14 protein-coding genes are annotated in these 16450 nt (G+C 67.3%); 7 read left to right on the top strand and 7 right to left on the bottom strand.

Going from position 1 to position 16450, the window contains the following annotated elements; translation table 11 throughout:
• Positions 1-100: 100 nt before the first annotated feature.
• Genes IPJ87_15545 through IPJ87_15530 form a run of 4 tightly spaced genes read left to right on the top strand, consistent with a single transcriptional unit; the run spans position 101 to position 4865 of the window.
• Positions 101-1549 carry an MBOAT family protein gene (locus IPJ87_15545; protein MBK7943263.1) on the top strand — a complete coding sequence of 483 codons (1449 nt, stop codon included), beginning with the start codon at positions 101-103 and terminating at the stop codon, positions 1547-1549.
• On the top strand, positions 1549-2484 hold the full coding sequence (locus tag IPJ87_15540; protein ID MBK7943262.1) for a hypothetical protein: 936 nt from the start codon (positions 1549-1551) through the stop codon (positions 2482-2484). The genes IPJ87_15545 and IPJ87_15540 overlap by 1 nt, the downstream gene beginning before the upstream one ends.
• Positions 2481-3950, top strand: coding sequence for an MBOAT family protein (locus tag IPJ87_15535; GenBank protein MBK7943261.1), 1470 nt, complete (start codon positions 2481-2483; stop codon positions 3948-3950). Before IPJ87_15540 ends, IPJ87_15535 begins: the two co-directional genes overlap by 4 nt.
• The gene (locus IPJ87_15530; GenBank protein ID MBK7943260.1) at positions 3951-4865 is read left to right on the top strand and encodes a hypothetical protein; all 915 of its coding nucleotides are present in this window, start codon (positions 3951-3953) and stop codon (positions 4863-4865) included.
• Positions 4866-5020: 155 nt separating this feature from the next.
• Here IPJ87_15530 and IPJ87_15525 read toward each other — a convergent pair whose 3' ends face one another.
• The 3 genes from IPJ87_15525 to IPJ87_15515 all read right to left on the bottom strand — a co-directional run bounded on the left by IPJ87_15525 (position 5021) and on the right by IPJ87_15515 (position 7821).
• On the bottom strand, positions 5021-6334 hold the full coding sequence (locus IPJ87_15525; protein MBK7943259.1) for a T9SS type A sorting domain-containing protein: 1314 nt from the start codon (positions 6332-6334) through the stop codon (positions 5021-5023).
• Positions 6313-7344, bottom strand: coding sequence for a hypothetical protein (locus tag IPJ87_15520; GenBank protein MBK7943258.1), 1032 nt, complete (start codon positions 7342-7344; stop codon positions 6313-6315). The genes IPJ87_15525 and IPJ87_15520 overlap by 22 nt, the downstream gene beginning before the upstream one ends.
• A gap of 90 nt (positions 7345-7434) precedes the next feature.
• A complete protein-coding gene (locus IPJ87_15515; protein ID MBK7943257.1) occupies positions 7435-7821 on the bottom strand; it encodes a hypothetical protein in 387 nt (128 codons plus the stop codon).
• Positions 7822-7956: 135 nt separating this feature from the next.
• On the opposite strand from IPJ87_15515, the gene IPJ87_15510 reads away from it, so the two are divergent.
• Both IPJ87_15510 and IPJ87_15505 read left to right on the top strand, forming a co-directional pair.
• A complete protein-coding gene (locus tag IPJ87_15510) occupies positions 7957-8322 on the top strand; it encodes a BlaI/MecI/CopY family transcriptional regulator (protein MBK7943256.1) in 366 nt (121 codons plus the stop codon).
• Between the two features lies 1 nt (position 8323).
• Positions 8324-9445: a TonB family protein gene (locus tag IPJ87_15505; GenBank protein MBK7943255.1), complete on the top strand. Its 1122-nt coding sequence runs from the start codon at positions 8324-8326 to the stop codon at positions 9443-9445.
• A 34-nt stretch (positions 9446-9479) separates the two neighbouring features.
• On the opposite strand, the gene ppsA is transcribed toward IPJ87_15505, so the two are convergent.
• The 4 genes from ppsA to IPJ87_15485 all read right to left on the bottom strand — a co-directional run bounded on the left by ppsA (position 9480) and on the right by IPJ87_15485 (position 14603).
• Positions 9480-11930, bottom strand: coding sequence for a phosphoenolpyruvate synthase (ppsA, locus tag IPJ87_15500; protein ID MBK7943254.1), 2451 nt, complete (start codon positions 11928-11930; stop codon positions 9480-9482).
• A gap of 85 nt (positions 11931-12015) precedes the next feature.
• Positions 12016-12756: a hypothetical protein gene (locus IPJ87_15495; GenBank protein ID MBK7943253.1), complete on the bottom strand. Its 741-nt coding sequence runs from the start codon at positions 12754-12756 to the stop codon at positions 12016-12018.
• A gap of 3 nt (positions 12757-12759) precedes the next feature.
• A complete protein-coding gene (locus IPJ87_15490; protein MBK7943252.1) occupies positions 12760-12960 on the bottom strand; it encodes a hypothetical protein in 201 nt (66 codons plus the stop codon).
• A gap of 53 nt (positions 12961-13013) precedes the next feature.
• Complete coding sequence (locus IPJ87_15485; protein MBK7943251.1) at positions 13014-14603, bottom strand: T9SS type A sorting domain-containing protein; 1590 nt, start codon at positions 14601-14603, stop codon at positions 13014-13016.
• Positions 14604-14769: 166 nt separating this feature from the next.
• Here IPJ87_15485 and IPJ87_15480 point away from each other — a divergent pair, with 166 nt between their 5' ends.
• Positions 14770-16434, top strand: a complete 1665-nt coding sequence (locus IPJ87_15480; GenBank protein ID MBK7943250.1) for a T9SS type A sorting domain-containing protein — start codon at positions 14770-14772, stop codon at positions 16432-16434.
• Positions 16435-16450: the final 16 nt, after the last annotated feature.

Here is a 16450-nt window from a genome sequence, read left to right as displayed (position 1 = left end):
AGGGGCTGACGGGTAGCTTTGGGCCGCCGGTCGACGGCACTCCACCGGCGGAACCCGCCCCCGACCCGTCCCGTAGAAGCCGTTCCGCGCGCCACCCCGCATGCTGTTCAACTCGATCGATTTCGCGGTCTTCCTGCCGATCGTGTTCCTCCTGTACTGGGGGGTCTTCCGGCGTTCGGTGGCCTGGCGCAACGCCTTCCTCATCCTGGCCGGATGCGTGTTCTACGGCTGGTGGGACTGGCGCTTCCTGGGCCTGTGGCTCTTCACCGCCGGGGTGGACTACCTGGTGGCGCTGGCCCTGGCCCGCACCGAGGCCCCCGCCGGCCGCAAGCTGCTCATGGGCCTGAGCCTGACGGCCAACCTGGGGCTGCTCGGCTTCTTCAAGTACTACGATTTCTTCCTGCAGAGCTTCGTGGACGCCTTCACGCTGCTGGGCCGGCCGATCGATGCGCGTCCGCTGGGGCTGGTGCTTCCCGTGGGCATCAGCTTCTACACCTTCCAGAGCCTGAGCTACACCTTCGATGTGTACCGCAGGCAGCTGCCCGCCGTGCGCGAGGCCACGACCTTCTTCGCCTTCGTGAGCTTCTTCCCCCAGTTGCTGGCCGGCCCCATCGAACGGGCCCGCCACATGCTGCCCCAGTTCGGCACCGAGCGCCGCTTCGACGAGGCCGCGGCGTATGACGGCGTGCGACAGATGCTGTGGGGCCTGTTCAAGAAGGTGGTGGTGGCCGACCACTGCGCCGCCTTCGTGAACCCCGTGTTCGGCGCCCACGAGACCCACGACGGCAGCACCCTCGCCCTGGCCGTGCTCCTCTTCGCCTTCCAGATCTACGGCGACTTCAGCGGCTACAGCGACATCGCCATCGGCTGCGCGCGGCTCTTCGGCTTCGAGCTGATGCGCAACTTCGCCTACCCCTACTTCAGCCGCGACATCGCGGAGTTCTGGCGCCGCTGGCACATCAGCCTCAGCACTTGGTTCCGCGACTACCTCTACATCCCCCTGGGCGGCAGCCGCGGCGGCAAGGCGCGCACCGTGCGCAACGTGCTCATCATCTTCCTGGTGAGCGGCTTCTGGCATGGCGCCAACTGGACCTTCGTGGCCTGGGGCGCCGTGAACGGCCTGCTCTTCCTGCCGCTGCTGCTGCGCGACACGCACCACGCGATGAGCGATGCGGTGGCCGCCGGCCGCCTGCTGCCCAGCGCCCGTGAGGCCCTGCAACTGCTCGCCACCTTCCTGCTGGCCTGCTTCGCGTGGACCTTCTTCCGCGCCGAGAGCATGGGGCAGGCCGTGGACATCCTGGGCGCCATCGCCTCTCCGGGCCTGCTCGAAGCGCCGTACCTCGGTGATAAAAAGGGCCTGGCCTTCGCGCTGCTCGGCATCGGCATCACCCTGGCCTTGGAATGGCTGGCCCGCGAGCGGCAATATGGTCTGCAGCTGGACGGCCTGCTCCCGTTGCCGGTGCGCCGCCTGGTGTACTACGGCCTCATCGCCGTGCTCACGCTCACCGCACCGCTGGGCGGTGGCGAGTTCATCTATTTCCAGTTCTGATGGTGGGCCGCTTCATCCTCCGGATCGTGCTGCTGGGCCTGCCCGCCCTGGCGATCCCCGCCGCCTACCTGCTGCTGCTGCGGGACACCGTGCCGCCCCCCCGCATCACCAACAACATCGCCCTCAATGAGAAGCTCGCCTTCGTACGTGAGCGCTTCTCCGACGGGGTCGATGTGCTAGCCGTGGGCTCATCGATGACGCTGAACAACCTGGCCAGCGACGGGGTGATCGCCCATTTCGGCACCGACCGGTACGTGAACGCCGCCGCGTGGGGCCTGGGCGCCGCCGAACTGCCCGTGCTGGGCACCCTGCTCACCGACCGGCTGCGGCCGCACACCGTGCTGGTGGCCACCAACCTGATGGACTTCCGCAGCGCGGGCCGGCAGCTGGGCACCGACAGCGCGGCCATGGCGCGTTTCCTCGACGGCGGTCCGCTCGCCCTGAGCTACCTGCGGCATTGGGATGCGCCCTATCTGCTGCGGCAGGCCGAGGCCAACCGCATCCGGTTCCGCGATCCCGGCAACTACGAGTACCTCGGTTTCGACGACCACGGTGGGGCCACCCTGGACGTGCCCGCCGACCGCATCGACCGCACCCGCTTCAACGAGGCGCCCCCGACCGCCGATCGGCTGGATGAGGCCCGCTATGAGGCCTTCGCCCGCTTCGCGCACTGGTTGAAGGCCCGCGGGGTGAAGTTGGTGGTGGTGCAATGCGCCTACCGCGACGGCCTGCGGACGGCTGCCCTCGACGCGTTGCAGCAGGCGCACGTGGCCCGGCTGCGGGCCCTGCTGGAGCCCCTCGGCCACACGCTGATCGACGGCAACGCCCACCGCTGGTCGGACGACCTGTACGTGGACGGAAGCCACCTGGGGCGCGCCGGTGCGGCGCAGTTCACCGACATTTGCCTCCCGCCGCGCGGCGCGGGGGGCCGATGATCTTCAACTCGATCGCCTTCCTGGTCTTCTTCGTGGTGGTGACCACCGCGTACCACCTGCTGCCGCACCGCTGGCGCTGGCCGATGCTGCTGGCCGCCAGCTGCTGGTTCTACATGGCCTTCGTGCCGGTGTACATCCTCATCCTGGCCTTCACGATCGTGGTGGACTACGGGGCGGGGCTGCTCATCGAGCGCAGCGAGGGTGTCGCCCGCAAGCGCTGGCTCATCGCCAGCATCGTGGCCAACGTGGGCGTGCTCGCCATCTTCAAGTACTACGGATTCCTCACGGAGAACATCGAGGCGATGGTGCGCGCAGCAGGCTGGAGCGGCTACAGCATCCCCGACCTGGGCATCATCCTTCCCATCGGCCTCAGCTTCCACACCTTCCAGAGCCTGAGCTACACCATCGAGGTGTACTACGGCCGCCAGCGTGCCGAGCGCCACCTGGGCATCTTCAGCCTGTACGTGATGTTCTATCCGCAGCTGGTGGCCGGCCCCATCGAGCGACCGGGCAACCTGCTGCGCCAGCTGCACCTGCCCATGGCCTTCGACCCCGGCCTGCTGGCCAGCGGGCTGCGCCTCATGGCCTGGGGCTTCTTCAAGAAGATCATGATCGCCGACCGCGTGGGCGTGATGGTGGACCATGTGTACGACGCCCCGCACCTGCACGACGGCCCAGCGCTCATCCTGGCCTCGCTGCTCTTCGCCGCGCAGATCTACTGCGACTTCAGCGGTTACAGCGACATCGCCCTCGGCGCCGCGCGATGCCTGGGCATCGACCTGATGCGCAACTTCCGTACGCCCTACGCCAGTACGAGCATCAGCGAGTTCTGGCGCCGCTGGCACATCAGCCTCAGCACCTGGTTCCGCGACTACGTGTACATCCCGCTGGGCGGCAACCGCGTGCTGACCTGGCGCCGGTACTACAACCTGCTCATCACCTTCCTGCTCAGTGGCCTGTGGCACGGCGCGGCCTGGACCTACATCATCTGGGGCGGCCTGCACGGCCTGTTCCTCATCGGCGCCATCGTCACCGAGGGCGGAAGGACGCGCATCGGGCAGTGGCTCGGCCTGCACCGCCGGCCGCGGCTGCACATGGCCCAGCAGGTGATCACCACCTTCCTGCTGGTGGACCTGGCCTGGATCTTCTTCCGCGCCAACAGCGTGCAGGACGCGTTCCACATCGTGGGGAACCTGTTCACCGGGCTGGACGGCTTCCTCACCGCCGACGCCTTCAGCCTATGGGCCCCGCTGGTGGGGGCCGGGCGCGGTGAGATGCTCCTGGCCGTGGCCGGTATCGCCGCCATGGAAGCGGTGCAATGGCTGGACCACCGGAAGGGCGCCACCGCCTGGCTGGCGGAACGCAGCACGATGCAACGCTGGGCCCTGTACACCGGCCTCGTCGGCAGCATCATCTTCCTGGGCAGCTACTACCACACTTCGCCCTTCATCTACTTCCAGTTCTAGATGACCGTTCGCCGCCTTCTCCGCTGGATCGCCGCGCTGGCCCTGCCCTTCGCGCTGGTCTTCGGCATCGTGCTGGCGGTGGACCCCTTCAACTACTTCGACCGCTTCCACCCGATCCCCGACACGCTCAAGCGGAAGAACCTGTACCACGATGGCCGCACCATGCCCTTCAGCAACCTGCTGTGGAAGCTGATCGAGCTGCGGCGCACCCCGCAGGACCGCATCCTGCTAGGCGATTCGCGCCTCTCGCATTTCGACCTCGACCACCTGGAGCGCGTGAGCGGCCACCGCTACTACAACCTGGGCGTACCCGGAGGCAACACGCGCACCCTGGCCGACCTGTTCGCCTTCTCCGCCCAGGCCCCACTGAAGGAAGTGGTGGTGCAGGTGTCGTTCCGCGGCATGAACCGCGGCATGGACTGGGACCTGTACAGCGAACCGCGCCTGCTGCTGGACCAGCCCTTCCTGTACCTGAGCAACCGGCGCGTGCTGGAGGCCACCGTGCTGAACCTGCGCAGCGCCTGGCTGCCCTCCACCGTGCACTACGATGCACTCCCGCCCGACCACTGGCAGCGCGTGCTGGACATGGAGCGCACCAACGCATCGGACTTCACCCTGGACAGCGTGGCCTTCGCCCGGTTGGAACGCATCGCCGCGCGGTGCAAGGCACAGGGCTGCGCCCTCCGGTTCGTGGAATACCCCACGCATTCCGAGGTGCAGCGCATCTACGCCGACGCGGGGCTTGAACCCCTGCGCGCAACCTATCTGGACCGCCTGCGCGCGCTGGCACCCGTGACCGACCTGGACCGCCCCGGCCTGTTCCCGACGGACCGGGCCCTGTGGCGCGACCCGCTGCACCTGACGACCACGGCCCAGCGCGCGGTGATCGACACGGTGTGGACGAGCGCGCGATAGAGCGGATCCATCCCCGCCGCCTTCTGCATGTTCGATCGCTTCGTGTTCGGCCTGGCCACCTGGCGCCCCGAGCCGAAGGAGGCCAATGGGCATGGGCGAACAGCTCGCGCACCAGGGCTACCTGAACTCGATCCCGGCGTGAGGGGCGGGGTCGCTCAACGCCCGCGAACGAACCGTTGGGCCAGCCGGATGCCCGGACCTTCTGTCAACACCGTATAGAGCCCCGGGGCCAGCCCCTCCACTCCGACCTCCACATCCACGTCACCGCCGGTCGGCTGCTGAAGGACGGTGCGACCGTGCGCATCCAGGATCCGTACCCGCTCCGCCTGGGGCGAGGAACCGGTGATCCAGAGGCGGTCCACCGCGGGATCGGGATACACCCGCAACGCCTCAGCGGCAGGCACGCTCGTGCCCGTAATGATGCCAGCGTGGTAGGCGATGAGGTAGGTGTCTGACGGTCCCATGCGGCCGGTGAGGATGAGCGTGTCCCCGAGCGCCTCCACTTCTGCGATGGACACCCCGTAGTTCAAGTACGACACCGGTGCGCCACCATCAGCGATCCCGACCAGCACGCCTTCCACGGGGGTGAACCCCGCCCTTCGCGTCAGGCTCACCCAGGTGCCTCCAAAGTTGTCCACCTCCAGGTCGGTGAGCAGATGATCGCCCAGCAACGGAAGGGTCTGTTGCCAGAGCACGACGCCCGAGGTGTCCACGGCGCCCACGTGAAGCACCGGCCCGGCGCTCAGCGTGGCGTAGTGCACATGGCCTTCGGAGCCGATGAGGCGGGTGGTGGTGGGAACGCCCGCAGCGGGCGCCGGGATCGACGGCAGGGGTTCAAGGCCGGGCAGCCGCAGCGCGGACAGGTCCGGCGGGGTGCCCAGCACCACCCGGTCCGGAAAGACCACCAGGTTGTCTGCGCCGGGCACGGCGGCCGATCCCGCCGGCCATCCGGCCCGGTCCAGGCGACGCACGCTGTCGCCCACGGCGAACAACCACCCGAACGGGGTGTACTCCGCGTCGCGGTGATGCTCACTCCCGCCGAAGAGCCGTGACCGGCCCCCATTCTGCGGAATGATCGCAACCCACTGATAGTCACCGATCCATAGGTCCACATTCACCCGCAATTGCACGGTATCCCGCCAGGCCTTCATCTCCTGGTAGATGGGGGTGGGCCACTGGTCCCAGGTCCCGGAGAAGGTAGGCCGGTTGGCCGTGCCGATCACCGTACCATCCGGTCCGACGGTGACCAGATAGTCACTCCCGTACAAGGACCCCTTCATCCAATAGATGCGGTCCATCTCGGCGTCCGCCGCCACAAGCAGTGGATTCGGCCAATACCCTCCGGAGAGGCTCCACAGGGGCTGAATGGGCAGCTGGGCCTTCAACGCGGTGACCGCCATCAAGCCGGCCAGGGTCACCAGCAACGAAGCGGAATTCCTGCACACGATCATGGCCATGGGGTCGCGCATTGAATGGTGTACCCGTTCCCCGGTCCCAGATCGCCGGCCCAATAGATGTCGCCATCCCGTTCGAAGATCCGCAGGATGGGCTCGCTCACGGGGTAGGCCTGCAAGGTGCCGTCGCTGCGTTCCTGCCGGATGAAGGTGGAGCCGGTGGCGATCCACGCCCGGCCATGCTGGTCGAACTCCCAGCCCGTGATCGGGTCCGTGGTCGGCAGTTGGATCCGCCAGAGCTCCGCCCCACCGAGCAGGTAGGCGCCGGACCACAATTCCAAGTTCGGCTTCTTGATCAACCAGAACAGGGTATCACCGCTCGTGCGCACCTTGCCCCAAGTGACCGTGTCCGCGAACACGGTGATGGAATCCAATACGGCGCCCGTGTATCGATGCAACCGCGTGACCATGGGCAGGTGGCAGGCCAGCAGGGTGTCCCCGTGGAGCGCCAGGCCCTGGATCTCGCGATCGAAGCAGGCGCACCACTGGGAGCTGAGCGACCAGACCGTATGGCCCCAACCGAAGTTGCCAAAGGGACAGTTGTCAGCCTCCCCATGAATGTAGCGTATCCCGTTCCGCTCCGTCAGGCCTCTGAAAAACTGACCGGTCCATAATGAATCCGAACAGGGCAGGTAGGCGCCGTTCACGAAAATGTAGTTCGTGGTGTTGATCATGTCGCTCCACACGCTGCCCCCGCCGCCAAGAAAGGCCCAAGTGACCTCATCCAGTCGGCACTCCTGCGGGAACATGGACGGCACGCCCATGGGATCGAACCCGAACTGCTGTTCGTATGCGAGCGAAGAACAGGTCGATAGGTTCTGGGGCGACGGCGTTCCGTGATGAGTCCAGCGTGTATATTGAGGGGCGAGTCCCACTCCCAGTGCGCTGCTGATCGTGTTGGGTCCCGACTCGAAGGTCCACGGCGCATGCTGCCAGACGATGTCCATGGGCAGCTGGGCCTGCGCGCCTGGCATGGCCAGCAGCATCATGAGGCCGATCGAACCGATCCGCGATCCCTGATCCATCCTGTTGAAGGTATGACGCGGATGGATTCATGGGTTGCCTGCTGGGAGCATCTGCCCCGACCAACGAACAAGGTTGAGCGGACCTGATCCTTACTTCAACCGATGCGCGATCCACGCCGCGCCGAAGGCCTCCACGAGGCTCCAAGGCACGGCCACGGGCAGGATGCCGATGGGCAGCACCCCGAGGTTGCCGATCACCACCCACATGAGCGCGAAGCCCACCCACCAGGCCGTGAGCCCCGTGGACCACAGCGGGTGCCGGCGCGCCAGCCACACCACGGCGATGGCGAAGAGCAAGGCCCACAGGCCCCAGATCGCGCCGTTCACCGGTGCCGCGGGGAACTCGAGCCCGAGCCCGGCATAGTGCTCCGCCCACGGCCCGGGCAGCACCACCTGGTTGCGGACGAACTCGTTGATCGAGACCCAGGCGGTGATGGCGAGCAGGGCCACCACGGTGCGAAGTGCATCCCAGCGCATGGCCGAATGTAGCCATCCCCGTTCACCACCTCCCCTCCGGCCGTTGCCTCCGCCGTCCTCCCCGTTGCCCGATCCATCCCCACCGTTCAACTATGTTCTTCGTTCATCAACTAATTATTTCGTTAACCTTGACCCATGGAACGGCTGACACGCGCTGAGGAGGAGGTGATGCAGGTGCTGTGGCGCATCGGACCGGCCTTCGCCAAGGACATCCGCCAGGCGATGCCCAAGCCCCGGCCCGCCATCACCACGGTGAGCACCATCGTCCGCATCCTGGAGGCCAAGGGCTTCGTGGACCACGAGGTGCTGGGCCGCAGCCACCGCTACACGGCCCGGGTGCACAAGACCGACTACGCGCACCGCAGCGCGCGGCGCCTGCTGAAGGACTACTTCGCCGGATCGCCCCAGGCGCTGGTGTCCAGCTTCATCGAACGCGCCGACATCGACGCGCGCGAACTGGAGGCGCTGCTGGCCCTGCTGAAGCAACAACGCAAGCGCTGACATGGCCCTCCTCCCCTTCTACCTGCAGGCCAACATCGCCTTCGCGATCCTCCTCGCCGCCTATGCCGTGGGCCTGCGCCACAGCCCGCTGCTGGGCGCCCGCCGCGCCTTCCTGCTGTTGGGCCCCGCCGGTGCGTTCGCTTTTCCGCTGCTACCCAGCATCCCGGTGTCCTCCGCCCTGGCACCCGTCACCCTTCCCCTCATCACCGTGAGCCCGGATGCCGGCGCACCGCTCGATCCGGCGGTGAGCCTGATCGCCATGCACGGCGGTGTGAGCCTCGTGCTGATCGCCCGCCTCCTGTGGCGCATCGCCGTTGCCGGACGCACAGTCCGCCAGGGCGGGCCCGTCGCCATGGCCTTTCTAGGACATGTGCATCTGCCTCCGCATCTGGCCGGAGCGGAACGTGAGGCCGTCCAGCAGCACGAACTCGCGCACGTACGCCTCGGCCACTCCTACGACCTCATCGCCTTCGAGCTGCTGGCCGCGCTGTGCTGGACGAACCCGCTCTGGCGGTGGGCCCTGCGCGAACTGCGGCTGGTGCACGAGCTGCAGGCCGACCGCGCCGCGGCGCGGACCGCTCCGGACTACGCCCTCACCCTGCTCGCCCAGGCCCTGGGGACCGACCCGCGGCACCTGCTCCATCCCTTCAACCGCTCCTTCCTCCAAACCCGCATGCTCATGTTGACCACCTCCATCTCTCCGCGCCGGGCCCTGGTCCGCGCGCTACCCACCCTCGCCCTCGCCGTGCTCGGCCTGGCCTGGATCGCTGCGACCCCCCTTCCGGTTCCCGACGGCGATGCCGCGGTGCTTCCGGGATCCGACCGCAGTGCGGAATACCCCGGCGGCATGCCGGCGCTGGCCGCCTACCTCGGCAAGGCCATCACGTATCCCGCCGGCGCACGTGCCGAGGGGGTGGAAGGCACCGTGTACGTGGGCTTCACCGTGCAGGCGGATGGCCGCGTGACGGATGCCGCGGTGAAGCGGGGCGTGCGCAACGACATCGATGCGGAGGCCCTGCGCGTGGTGGGATCCATGCCCGCGTGGACACCCGCCGCGAAGGACGGCAAGCCGGTGGCCTCGCAGATGACGCTGCCGATCGCCTTCAAGCTGGACGGCCAGTAACGGAGCGGCGCAAGGGTGGCCGAGGCCGGATCGCTCAAACGGTCTGCCGTGCCACCACACGCTCCACTTCTGCGATCGCGCGCCGCGTCTTCAGCAGCGAGTCCGGCGTCACGCTGATGGAGTCGATGCCGAGCTCCACGAGGAACTGGGCGAAGTCCGGATGGTCGCTCGGGCCCTGGCCGCAGATGCCCACCTTGGTGCCGGTGCGTTTGGCGGTGGCGATCAGCTGCTCCAGCATCCGCTTCACGGCGGGGTTGCGCTCGTCGTACAGGTGCGACACCAGCGCGCTGTCGCGGTCGAGCCCGAGGGTGAGCTGCGTGAGGTCGTTGCTGCCGATGGAGAAGCCGTCGATGTACCGGCTGAACTCCTCGGCCATGAGGATGTTGCTGGGGATCTCCGCCATGAGGTACAGCTCCAGGCCTGCCTTGCCGCGCTCGAGCCCGTACTCCTTCATCACCTTCTTCACCGCGAGCAGCTCCTCCACGGTGCGGCAGAAGGGGATCATCACCACCACGTTCTTCAGGCCCATCTTCTCGCGCACCCGCCGGATGGCCTTGCACTCGAGCCCGAAGGCCTCCTTGTAGGCATCGCTGTAGTAACGTGAGGCGCCGCGCCAGCCGATCATGGGGTTCTCCTCATGCGGCTCGTAGTGCTCGCCCCCGAGCAGGTTGCGGTACTCGTTGCTCTTGAAGTCGCTGAAGCGCACGATCACCTTGTTGGGGTGGAAGGCCGCGGCGATCTTGGCGATACCGTAGCTCAGCCGCTTCACGAAGTAGGTCTCCTCGTCCTCGTAGCCGTGGATCAGGTAGCTGATCTTGCCGCTGAGGGTGACATCGCCCAGCTCCTTGTGCTGCAAGAGGGCCAGCGGGTGGGCCTGGATGTAGTTGTTGATGATGAACTCCTCGCGGGCCAGGCCCACACCGGCGTTGGGCAGCGCGGCGAACTTGAAGGCGAGGTCGGGGCTGGCCACGTTGAGCATGATGGGCGTGCGCACCTCGGGCAGGTCGGTGAGCATCGTCTCCTCCTTGCGGAAGGGGATGATGCCCTCGTAGATGACCCCGTTGTCACCCTCGCAGCAGCTGGCCGTCACCTGCATGCCCGTGTCGAGCAGGTCGGTGGCGTTGTCACAGCCCACGATGGCGGGCACGCCCATCTCGCGCGCCACGATGGCGGCGTGGCAGGTGCGGCCGCCCTTGTTGGTGATGATGGCGCTGGCCTTCTTCATGATCGGTTCCCAGTCGGGATCGGTCATGTCGGTGACGAGCACATCGCCCTGCTTGAAGTCCTTGCCGTCCATGCCCCCGCCGCGGCCATCGAGGCTGTAGAGGATGCGCACGGTGCCCGCTCCCACACGGTCGCCGATGGCGATGCCCTTGGTGATGACCTTGGGCTGCGCGGCCCCTTCGGGATGGTCGAGCTTGTACTCCACCACGCGGTCATCGGCCTTGCGGCTGTGGATCGTCTCGGGCCGGGCCTGCACGATGAAGAGGCCACCGGTGAGCCCGTCCACGGCCCACTCCACGTCCATGGGGCACCAGGTGCCCTTCTTGTCGCTGTAGTACCGTTCGATGGCCACCACGCTGCGCGCGATCTCCAGCGCCTGCTCGTCGGTGACGCAGAACCGGTTGCGCTGGGCGCGTTCGGTGGGGATCACCGAGGTGGGCTTCCCGGGCTCCACGCCGTAGATCATCTTGCGGTCCTTGTTGCCGATCTTCTTCTCGATGATGGCGCTGTAGCCCTTGGCCAGGGTCGGCTTGAACACGAGGAACTCGTCAGGGCTCACGGCGCCCTGCACCACCATCTCGCCCAGGCCGTAGCTGCCGTTGATCAGCACCACGTCCTTGAAGCCGCTCTCGGTGTCGAGGCTGAAGGCCACGCCGCTGGCACCCAGATCGGAGCGCACCATCTTCTGCACGCCCACGCTGAGGCCGATGTCGAAATGGTCGTAGCCACGCGTCTGGCGGTACACGATCGCGCGGTCGGTCCACAGCGAGGCGAAGCAGTTGCGCACCGCGGCGATGAGGTCCTGGTGGCCGCGCACGTTGAGGAAGGTCTCCTGCTGCCCGGCGAACGAGGCGTCGGGCAGGTCCTCGGCGGTGGCGGAGGAGCGCACGGCCACATCGGTGGCCTCCTGGCCGCACTTGGCGCTGAGCTCGTCGTAGTGTGCCATGATGCCCTTCCAGATGGGCTCGGGGAACTTGCCGTTCTTGATCAGCGTGCGCACCGCGAGGCCGGTGCGGCGGATGTTCTCCACATCGTCCGCATCGAGCCCCGCCACGATGTCGCGGATCTTCTGGTCCAGCTCGTTGTGGGCGATGAAGGCCTCGTAGCTGGCCACCGTCACCACGAAGCCGCCAGGCACATTGACGCCGAGGCGGCCCAGGTGCTGGATCATCTCCCCCAGACTGGCGTTCTTGCCGCCCACCGTGGGGATGTCCTTCAGTTCAACCTCGTGAAGCCATTTCAGGTAGGCGGTGGTGCTCATGGGGATGGGGCGTACTCGTGCGAAAGCGCCCTATACGGTCGTGGTGAAATTAGGTTCGATGGACGCCTGTGGTTGCTGATGCCGGTCACCCGGGGCGGTAGGGCATCCGCACCGTGAACATGCTACCCTTGTCGCGTTCGCTCTTCACGCTGATACTGCCGCCTTGCAGCTCGGCGAGCCGCTTGCTGATGGTGAGGCCCAGGCCCGTTCCACCGTATTTGCGCGTGGTATCGCTGTAGGCCTGGGTGAACTTCTCGAAGATACTGTCCGCGCGGTCCTCCGGGATGCCGATGCCGGTGTCGATCACCTCGATCACCAACAGGGCATGCGCGGGTCGATCCTGTGGGTCGGGGCCATGATGAACGCGGATCGCGACCGACCCCTGCTCGGTGAACTTGACCGCATTGCCGCACATGTTCATCACGATCTGGTTCAACCTCGTGGGGGCGCCGACCAAAGTGACGGGCACTTCCGGCGCGAACTCCAAGGCGAGCCCGATCCTCTTCTCATCGGCCTTGGGTCGCAGTACGTCCCGCACGTTGCCAACCACCTTACTTGGCTCGAAGGGCACTTCCTCGAAGTCGATGCGTCCAGCGTCGATCTTGTAGAGATCGAGGACGTCGTTGATGATCACCAGCAGGATCCCGCTGCTCTGCGCGATGGCGTTGAGGTCCTTCTCCTGCTCGGGGGCATGCGGCCGGTCCTTGAGGATCTCGCTCATGCCCATGAAGGCGTTCATCGGCGTGCGGATCTCGTGGCTCATGTTGGCCCGGAAGCGCTCCTTGGCCTTCTCGCTCAGCTCGGCGCGCTCATCCGTGCACACCATCCCTCACCCCTCCCGCACGGGGTAGAGCCGGTGTTCGGCCACGCGCGTGGTGTAGGTCAAGCGGTGCACGGTGATGTCGTACACGATCTCGCGCGTGCGCCGCCTCCAGTAGCGGCCGGTGACCACCCACACCTCGCCAGCCTGCAGCCGCACCCGGTCGCCCACCTGGAACCGCGCACGTGACACCAATGCCGTCAGGTCCATGGCGGCAGTATATACCGTGGCCGCTCACCGTGTGCGGTCCGGAGCAGCGGTGCTCATTCCTTCAGCACCCGGCCGGTCCAGACGCCTTCGGCCGTGTCCACCAGAACCCCGTAGCACCCGCGTGGAAGCCCGTCCAGGTCCAGGTCAATGGACGCACCCTGCATCGCCGTGGAGCGCAGCACGCGGCCGAACGCATCGACCACACGCACCGTGGTCCCGCGAGGTGAGCTGCCAGCCAGCCTCAGAGTGACCCGACCCGTGGTGGGGTTCGGGAACAGGGTGATCGCCGCATTGTCCGCAGCTTCAGGCCCAAGGCCGTTGGTGCCCGAGATGGACACCTGCAGCTCGGTGGGATCGCTGGAGCAGTTGGACTGACCGGTGTTGTTCACCACCACCGTCACCGTGCCCACCGGCCCCGTACCCCAGGTGACATTGATGCTGTTGGTGGTGGAACTTCCGGTTCCCCCGGTGATGGTCCATGTCCACGTGTGGCCGGCGATGAAGGGCACCGTGTAGGTGGCCATGGCACCCGGCACCACGGCCGGTGGACCAGTGATGGCCGCTGGCGCGGGGGGCAGCGGGCCACCTACAAGCACGGCCAGCTCCGGACCACCGAAGGAGCCCGCATACACGGTGTCACCAGCGACGTGTATGGCCTGCACCGTGCTCCATCCGTTGCTGATCGGGGCCGCGTTCCAGCAGGTGGCCGCCCCTGTGGCCAGATCGAGCTGGGCGATCCGGTAGCGCGTCTGCCCGCCCATCAGGTAGGAGTTGCCCCCCACCCAGATGCGGTCACCGCCCGGGAACAGGCTCAGCACCTCGTAGCTGCTGTTGTTGGGGGCGAAGGGCGCCAGCGTCCCGCTCGGCGTGAAGGCCGCTACACCCTGCCGGTTCTGTCCGGCGATCACGTTGTAGTCGCCGCCCACCACCACAAAGTCGTTGGTGCGCACGATGGCCGTCACCCCGAAGTTGTTGACCGCCGGCTGCGGGTGCCAGGTGCTGTCCAGCTCGCCCGTGGACAGGTGGAAGCGGCACAGATCATCATACACGCTGGGCCCCGAAGCGAAGCGGAAGATGCCGCCGGCATAGACGTAGCCGTCGGCCACCATCAATGCGTTGATGTTGCCCTGCTCCTCGAACAGCGGAGCGCTCTGCCAGCCGGTGGGCAGGCTGGTGGCGGCGTCCACCGCCACGATACGGCACGGGCTGAAGGGGCAGTAGTAGAAGGTGCTGCCTTGCGCCGCCACGCCCTGGCGCCACGAAACGAAGTTGGCCACATCGTTCCACGGCTCCAGCGCACCGGTGGCGAGGTCGAACATCGCAATGCCCAGCCGCGACTGTCCGTTCACCGCGCTGAACGAGCCCCCGGCGATCAGCTTGTCACCCGCCCGCGTAATGGTGTTCACGTAGTTGTCCACCTGCGGGGCCCAGCTGTCCAGCGCACCGGTGGCCGCATCGAAGCGGGCCAGGCGCGTATGCGGCTGCCCGTTCACCGTGGCGAAGCCACCCCCGATGTACACCGTGCCGCCGATCTTCTCGATGGCGTACAGATCGAGGTTCGGGGCGGGCATGTTGGGCAGCAGGGTCTGGGCGGAGCCCACCGAGGCCGCGAACATGGCGGGCAGGAGCACGAATGAACGCATGCACGGGTGCCGCGGCCGCTGGTGACCGCCACGCAGGCCAAGACGGGATGATGCACCTGCGGTTGCCGCAGGGCGGGGGGTGCGCGATGGCAGCGGTTCATCGACCCACTTCGATACCCCGGCAGCGTTCCTCTCCCCGCCCGCGTCCTAGCTTCGATCCTCCGCCATGCACACCCGATGTCTCCTTGTGGCCGCGCTCTGCGGCGTGCAGCACGCCCACGCCCAACCCCTGCTGGAACGGGCCGACCAGCGCGCGGACCTCATGCACCACACCCGGATCCTTCCGATCCCCGGACCGGCCTGGGCCACCTTCGGCGACAAGAACGATCCGGGAGGTACCGCCTCCATGAACCTGCTGTCGGCGTGGACCATCACCGGTGACCTGCTCTGGAGCACGGGCTTCGCCGACATGGTGTTCGTGGATGGCGAGGTGGCCGCCGGCCCCGACAGCAGCATCCTGGCCTGCGGCCGCTGGAACGGATGTGATGTGGGCGGAGCGAACTCCATCATCACCCGGATCAACGGCGATGGCAGCACCGCCTGGTCCGTGCCCGTGGCCGTGGATGGGCTGCAGCACATCGCCACCCACGCCGACAGCCTGCTGGCCTTCGCCACGGACGCCGCGGTGCACCTCACCGGTGTGAATGGCGACAGCTTGACCCAATGGTCAACACCGGACGCACCGGTGGAGGCCTTGTGCTGGACCTCCAATGGCCACCTGCTCCTGGCCGCGAACAACGCCCTCCACCTTGCCTCCGCCTCCGGGATCCCGCTCGGCATCACACCCATCGGTGGCGCTGTGCGCCAGCTCGCGGCCCGGCCCGACGGCCGCATCTGGGTGCTCCGTGCCGACGAGTTGCTCAGCGTGTCCGCGGACCTGCAGTCTATCACCGCCTTCGACCTCAGCGCCTACACCACCGACGCGCGCCGGCTGGCCACCGATGGCAACGACGCCTGGGTGCAGACGCCCACCGCGGTCGTGCAGGTGGACGCCTCCCTGGGTCCCATCGGCAGCTTCCCCTTGGATCCCCTGCCCGGTCATCAGGTCGCGGACCTCGCCTTCGGCAACGGGCGCCTCACCACCGCCGGCCACGCCGACCTCTTCACCACCTCGGCCGCGGTGTTGCGCGACTACGACAGCGCCGGCCTCAGCGCGGCGCACGATGTCGATGTGTCCATCACCATCGCGAGCGTGGATTCGGTCTGGCTGCAGCCCGTGGCACCGCCGTCCGTGCACACGTTACATGCCGCGCTCACGCTCACCCTGACGAACCACGGGAACAGCGTCGTCCACGAGCTGCTGCTCTCCCATCAGCTCGGCCAGGCCTGGTTCTGTGGGATCATCGGCACCATGCTGCCGCTCACCCAGCTCAACCTGCAACCCGGGCAGAGCATGGACGTCCCGTTCGCGCTCACCACGGGTTTTCCCCAACCCTATCCGCCGGGCAGCACGGCCACCGCGAACGTCTGCATCGTGGCCGCCAGTCCGCAGCAGCGGGTGGACCGCGCACCCGCGGACAACCAGGCCTGCACCACGGTCTCCATCGTGGGGGTGGGGGTGCCGTCACACCAGGCGGGCATCGCGTTCACCGTGTCGCCCAACCCCTTTCAGCAGGAGCTCCGCCTCTCGCTCGAGCCCGCCGCGGGCGCCGTGGAGGTGATCGTGCGCGACCAGCTGGGCCGGCCCGTGCATGCGGAGCGCATCGGGTCCGGCATCGCCGCCGACCACCCGCTGGTGCTGCCCGCCCTGGCCTCCGGGCTGTATGCGCTCACCGTACGCGGCGCGGGGGGTGAACGCACCGTGCAGCTCGTGCGGTCAGCGGAGCTGTAGCACGGCAGCGTGCGGA

It is taken from the genome of Flavobacteriales bacterium, assembly GCA_016713875.1.
GTDB lineage: Bacteria > Bacteroidota > Bacteroidia > Flavobacteriales_F > PHOS-HE28 > PHOS-HE28.
The sequence above is the reverse complement of the archived record's forward strand: the minus strand, read 5'-3'. Positions and strand labels throughout refer to the sequence as shown.

Excerpts from the sequence above, each read along its gene's own strand:
- ppsA (MBK7943254.1), bottom strand. The coding sequence starts at position 11,930 with ATGAGCACCACCGCCTACCTGAAATGGCTTCACGAGGTTGAACTGAAG.
- IPJ87_15535 (MBK7943261.1), top strand. The coding sequence starts at position 2,481 with ATGATCTTCAACTCGATCGCCTTCCTGGTCTTCTTCGTGGTGGTGACC.
- IPJ87_15510 (MBK7943256.1), top strand. The coding sequence starts at position 7,957 with ATGGAACGGCTGACACGCGCTGAGGAGGAGGTGATGCAGGTGCTGTGG.
- IPJ87_15520 (MBK7943258.1), bottom strand. The coding sequence starts at position 7,344 with ATGGATCAGGGATCGCGGATCGGTTCGATCGGCCTCATGATGCTGCTG.
- IPJ87_15490 (MBK7943252.1), bottom strand. The coding sequence starts at position 12,960 with ATGGACCTGACGGCATTGGTGTCACGTGCGCGGTTCCAGGTGGGCGAC.
- IPJ87_15545 (MBK7943263.1), top strand. The coding sequence starts at position 101 with ATGCTGTTCAACTCGATCGATTTCGCGGTCTTCCTGCCGATCGTGTTC.
- IPJ87_15530 (MBK7943260.1), top strand. The coding sequence starts at position 3,951 with ATGACCGTTCGCCGCCTTCTCCGCTGGATCGCCGCGCTGGCCCTGCCC.
- IPJ87_15480 (MBK7943250.1), top strand. The coding sequence starts at position 14,770 with ATGCACACCCGATGTCTCCTTGTGGCCGCGCTCTGCGGCGTGCAGCAC.
- IPJ87_15525 (MBK7943259.1), bottom strand. The coding sequence starts at position 6,334 with ATGCGCGACCCCATGGCCATGATCGTGTGCAGGAATTCCGCTTCGTTG.
- IPJ87_15540 (MBK7943262.1), top strand. The coding sequence starts at position 1,549 with ATGGTGGGCCGCTTCATCCTCCGGATCGTGCTGCTGGGCCTGCCCGCC.
- IPJ87_15515 (MBK7943257.1), bottom strand. The coding sequence starts at position 7,821 with ATGCGCTGGGATGCACTTCGCACCGTGGTGGCCCTGCTCGCCATCACC.
- IPJ87_15485 (MBK7943251.1), bottom strand. The coding sequence starts at position 14,603 with ATGCGTTCATTCGTGCTCCTGCCCGCCATGTTCGCGGCCTCGGTGGGC.
- IPJ87_15495 (MBK7943253.1), bottom strand. The coding sequence starts at position 12,756 with ATGGTGTGCACGGATGAGCGCGCCGAGCTGAGCGAGAAGGCCAAGGAG.
- IPJ87_15505 (MBK7943255.1), top strand. The coding sequence starts at position 8,324 with ATGGCCCTCCTCCCCTTCTACCTGCAGGCCAACATCGCCTTCGCGATC.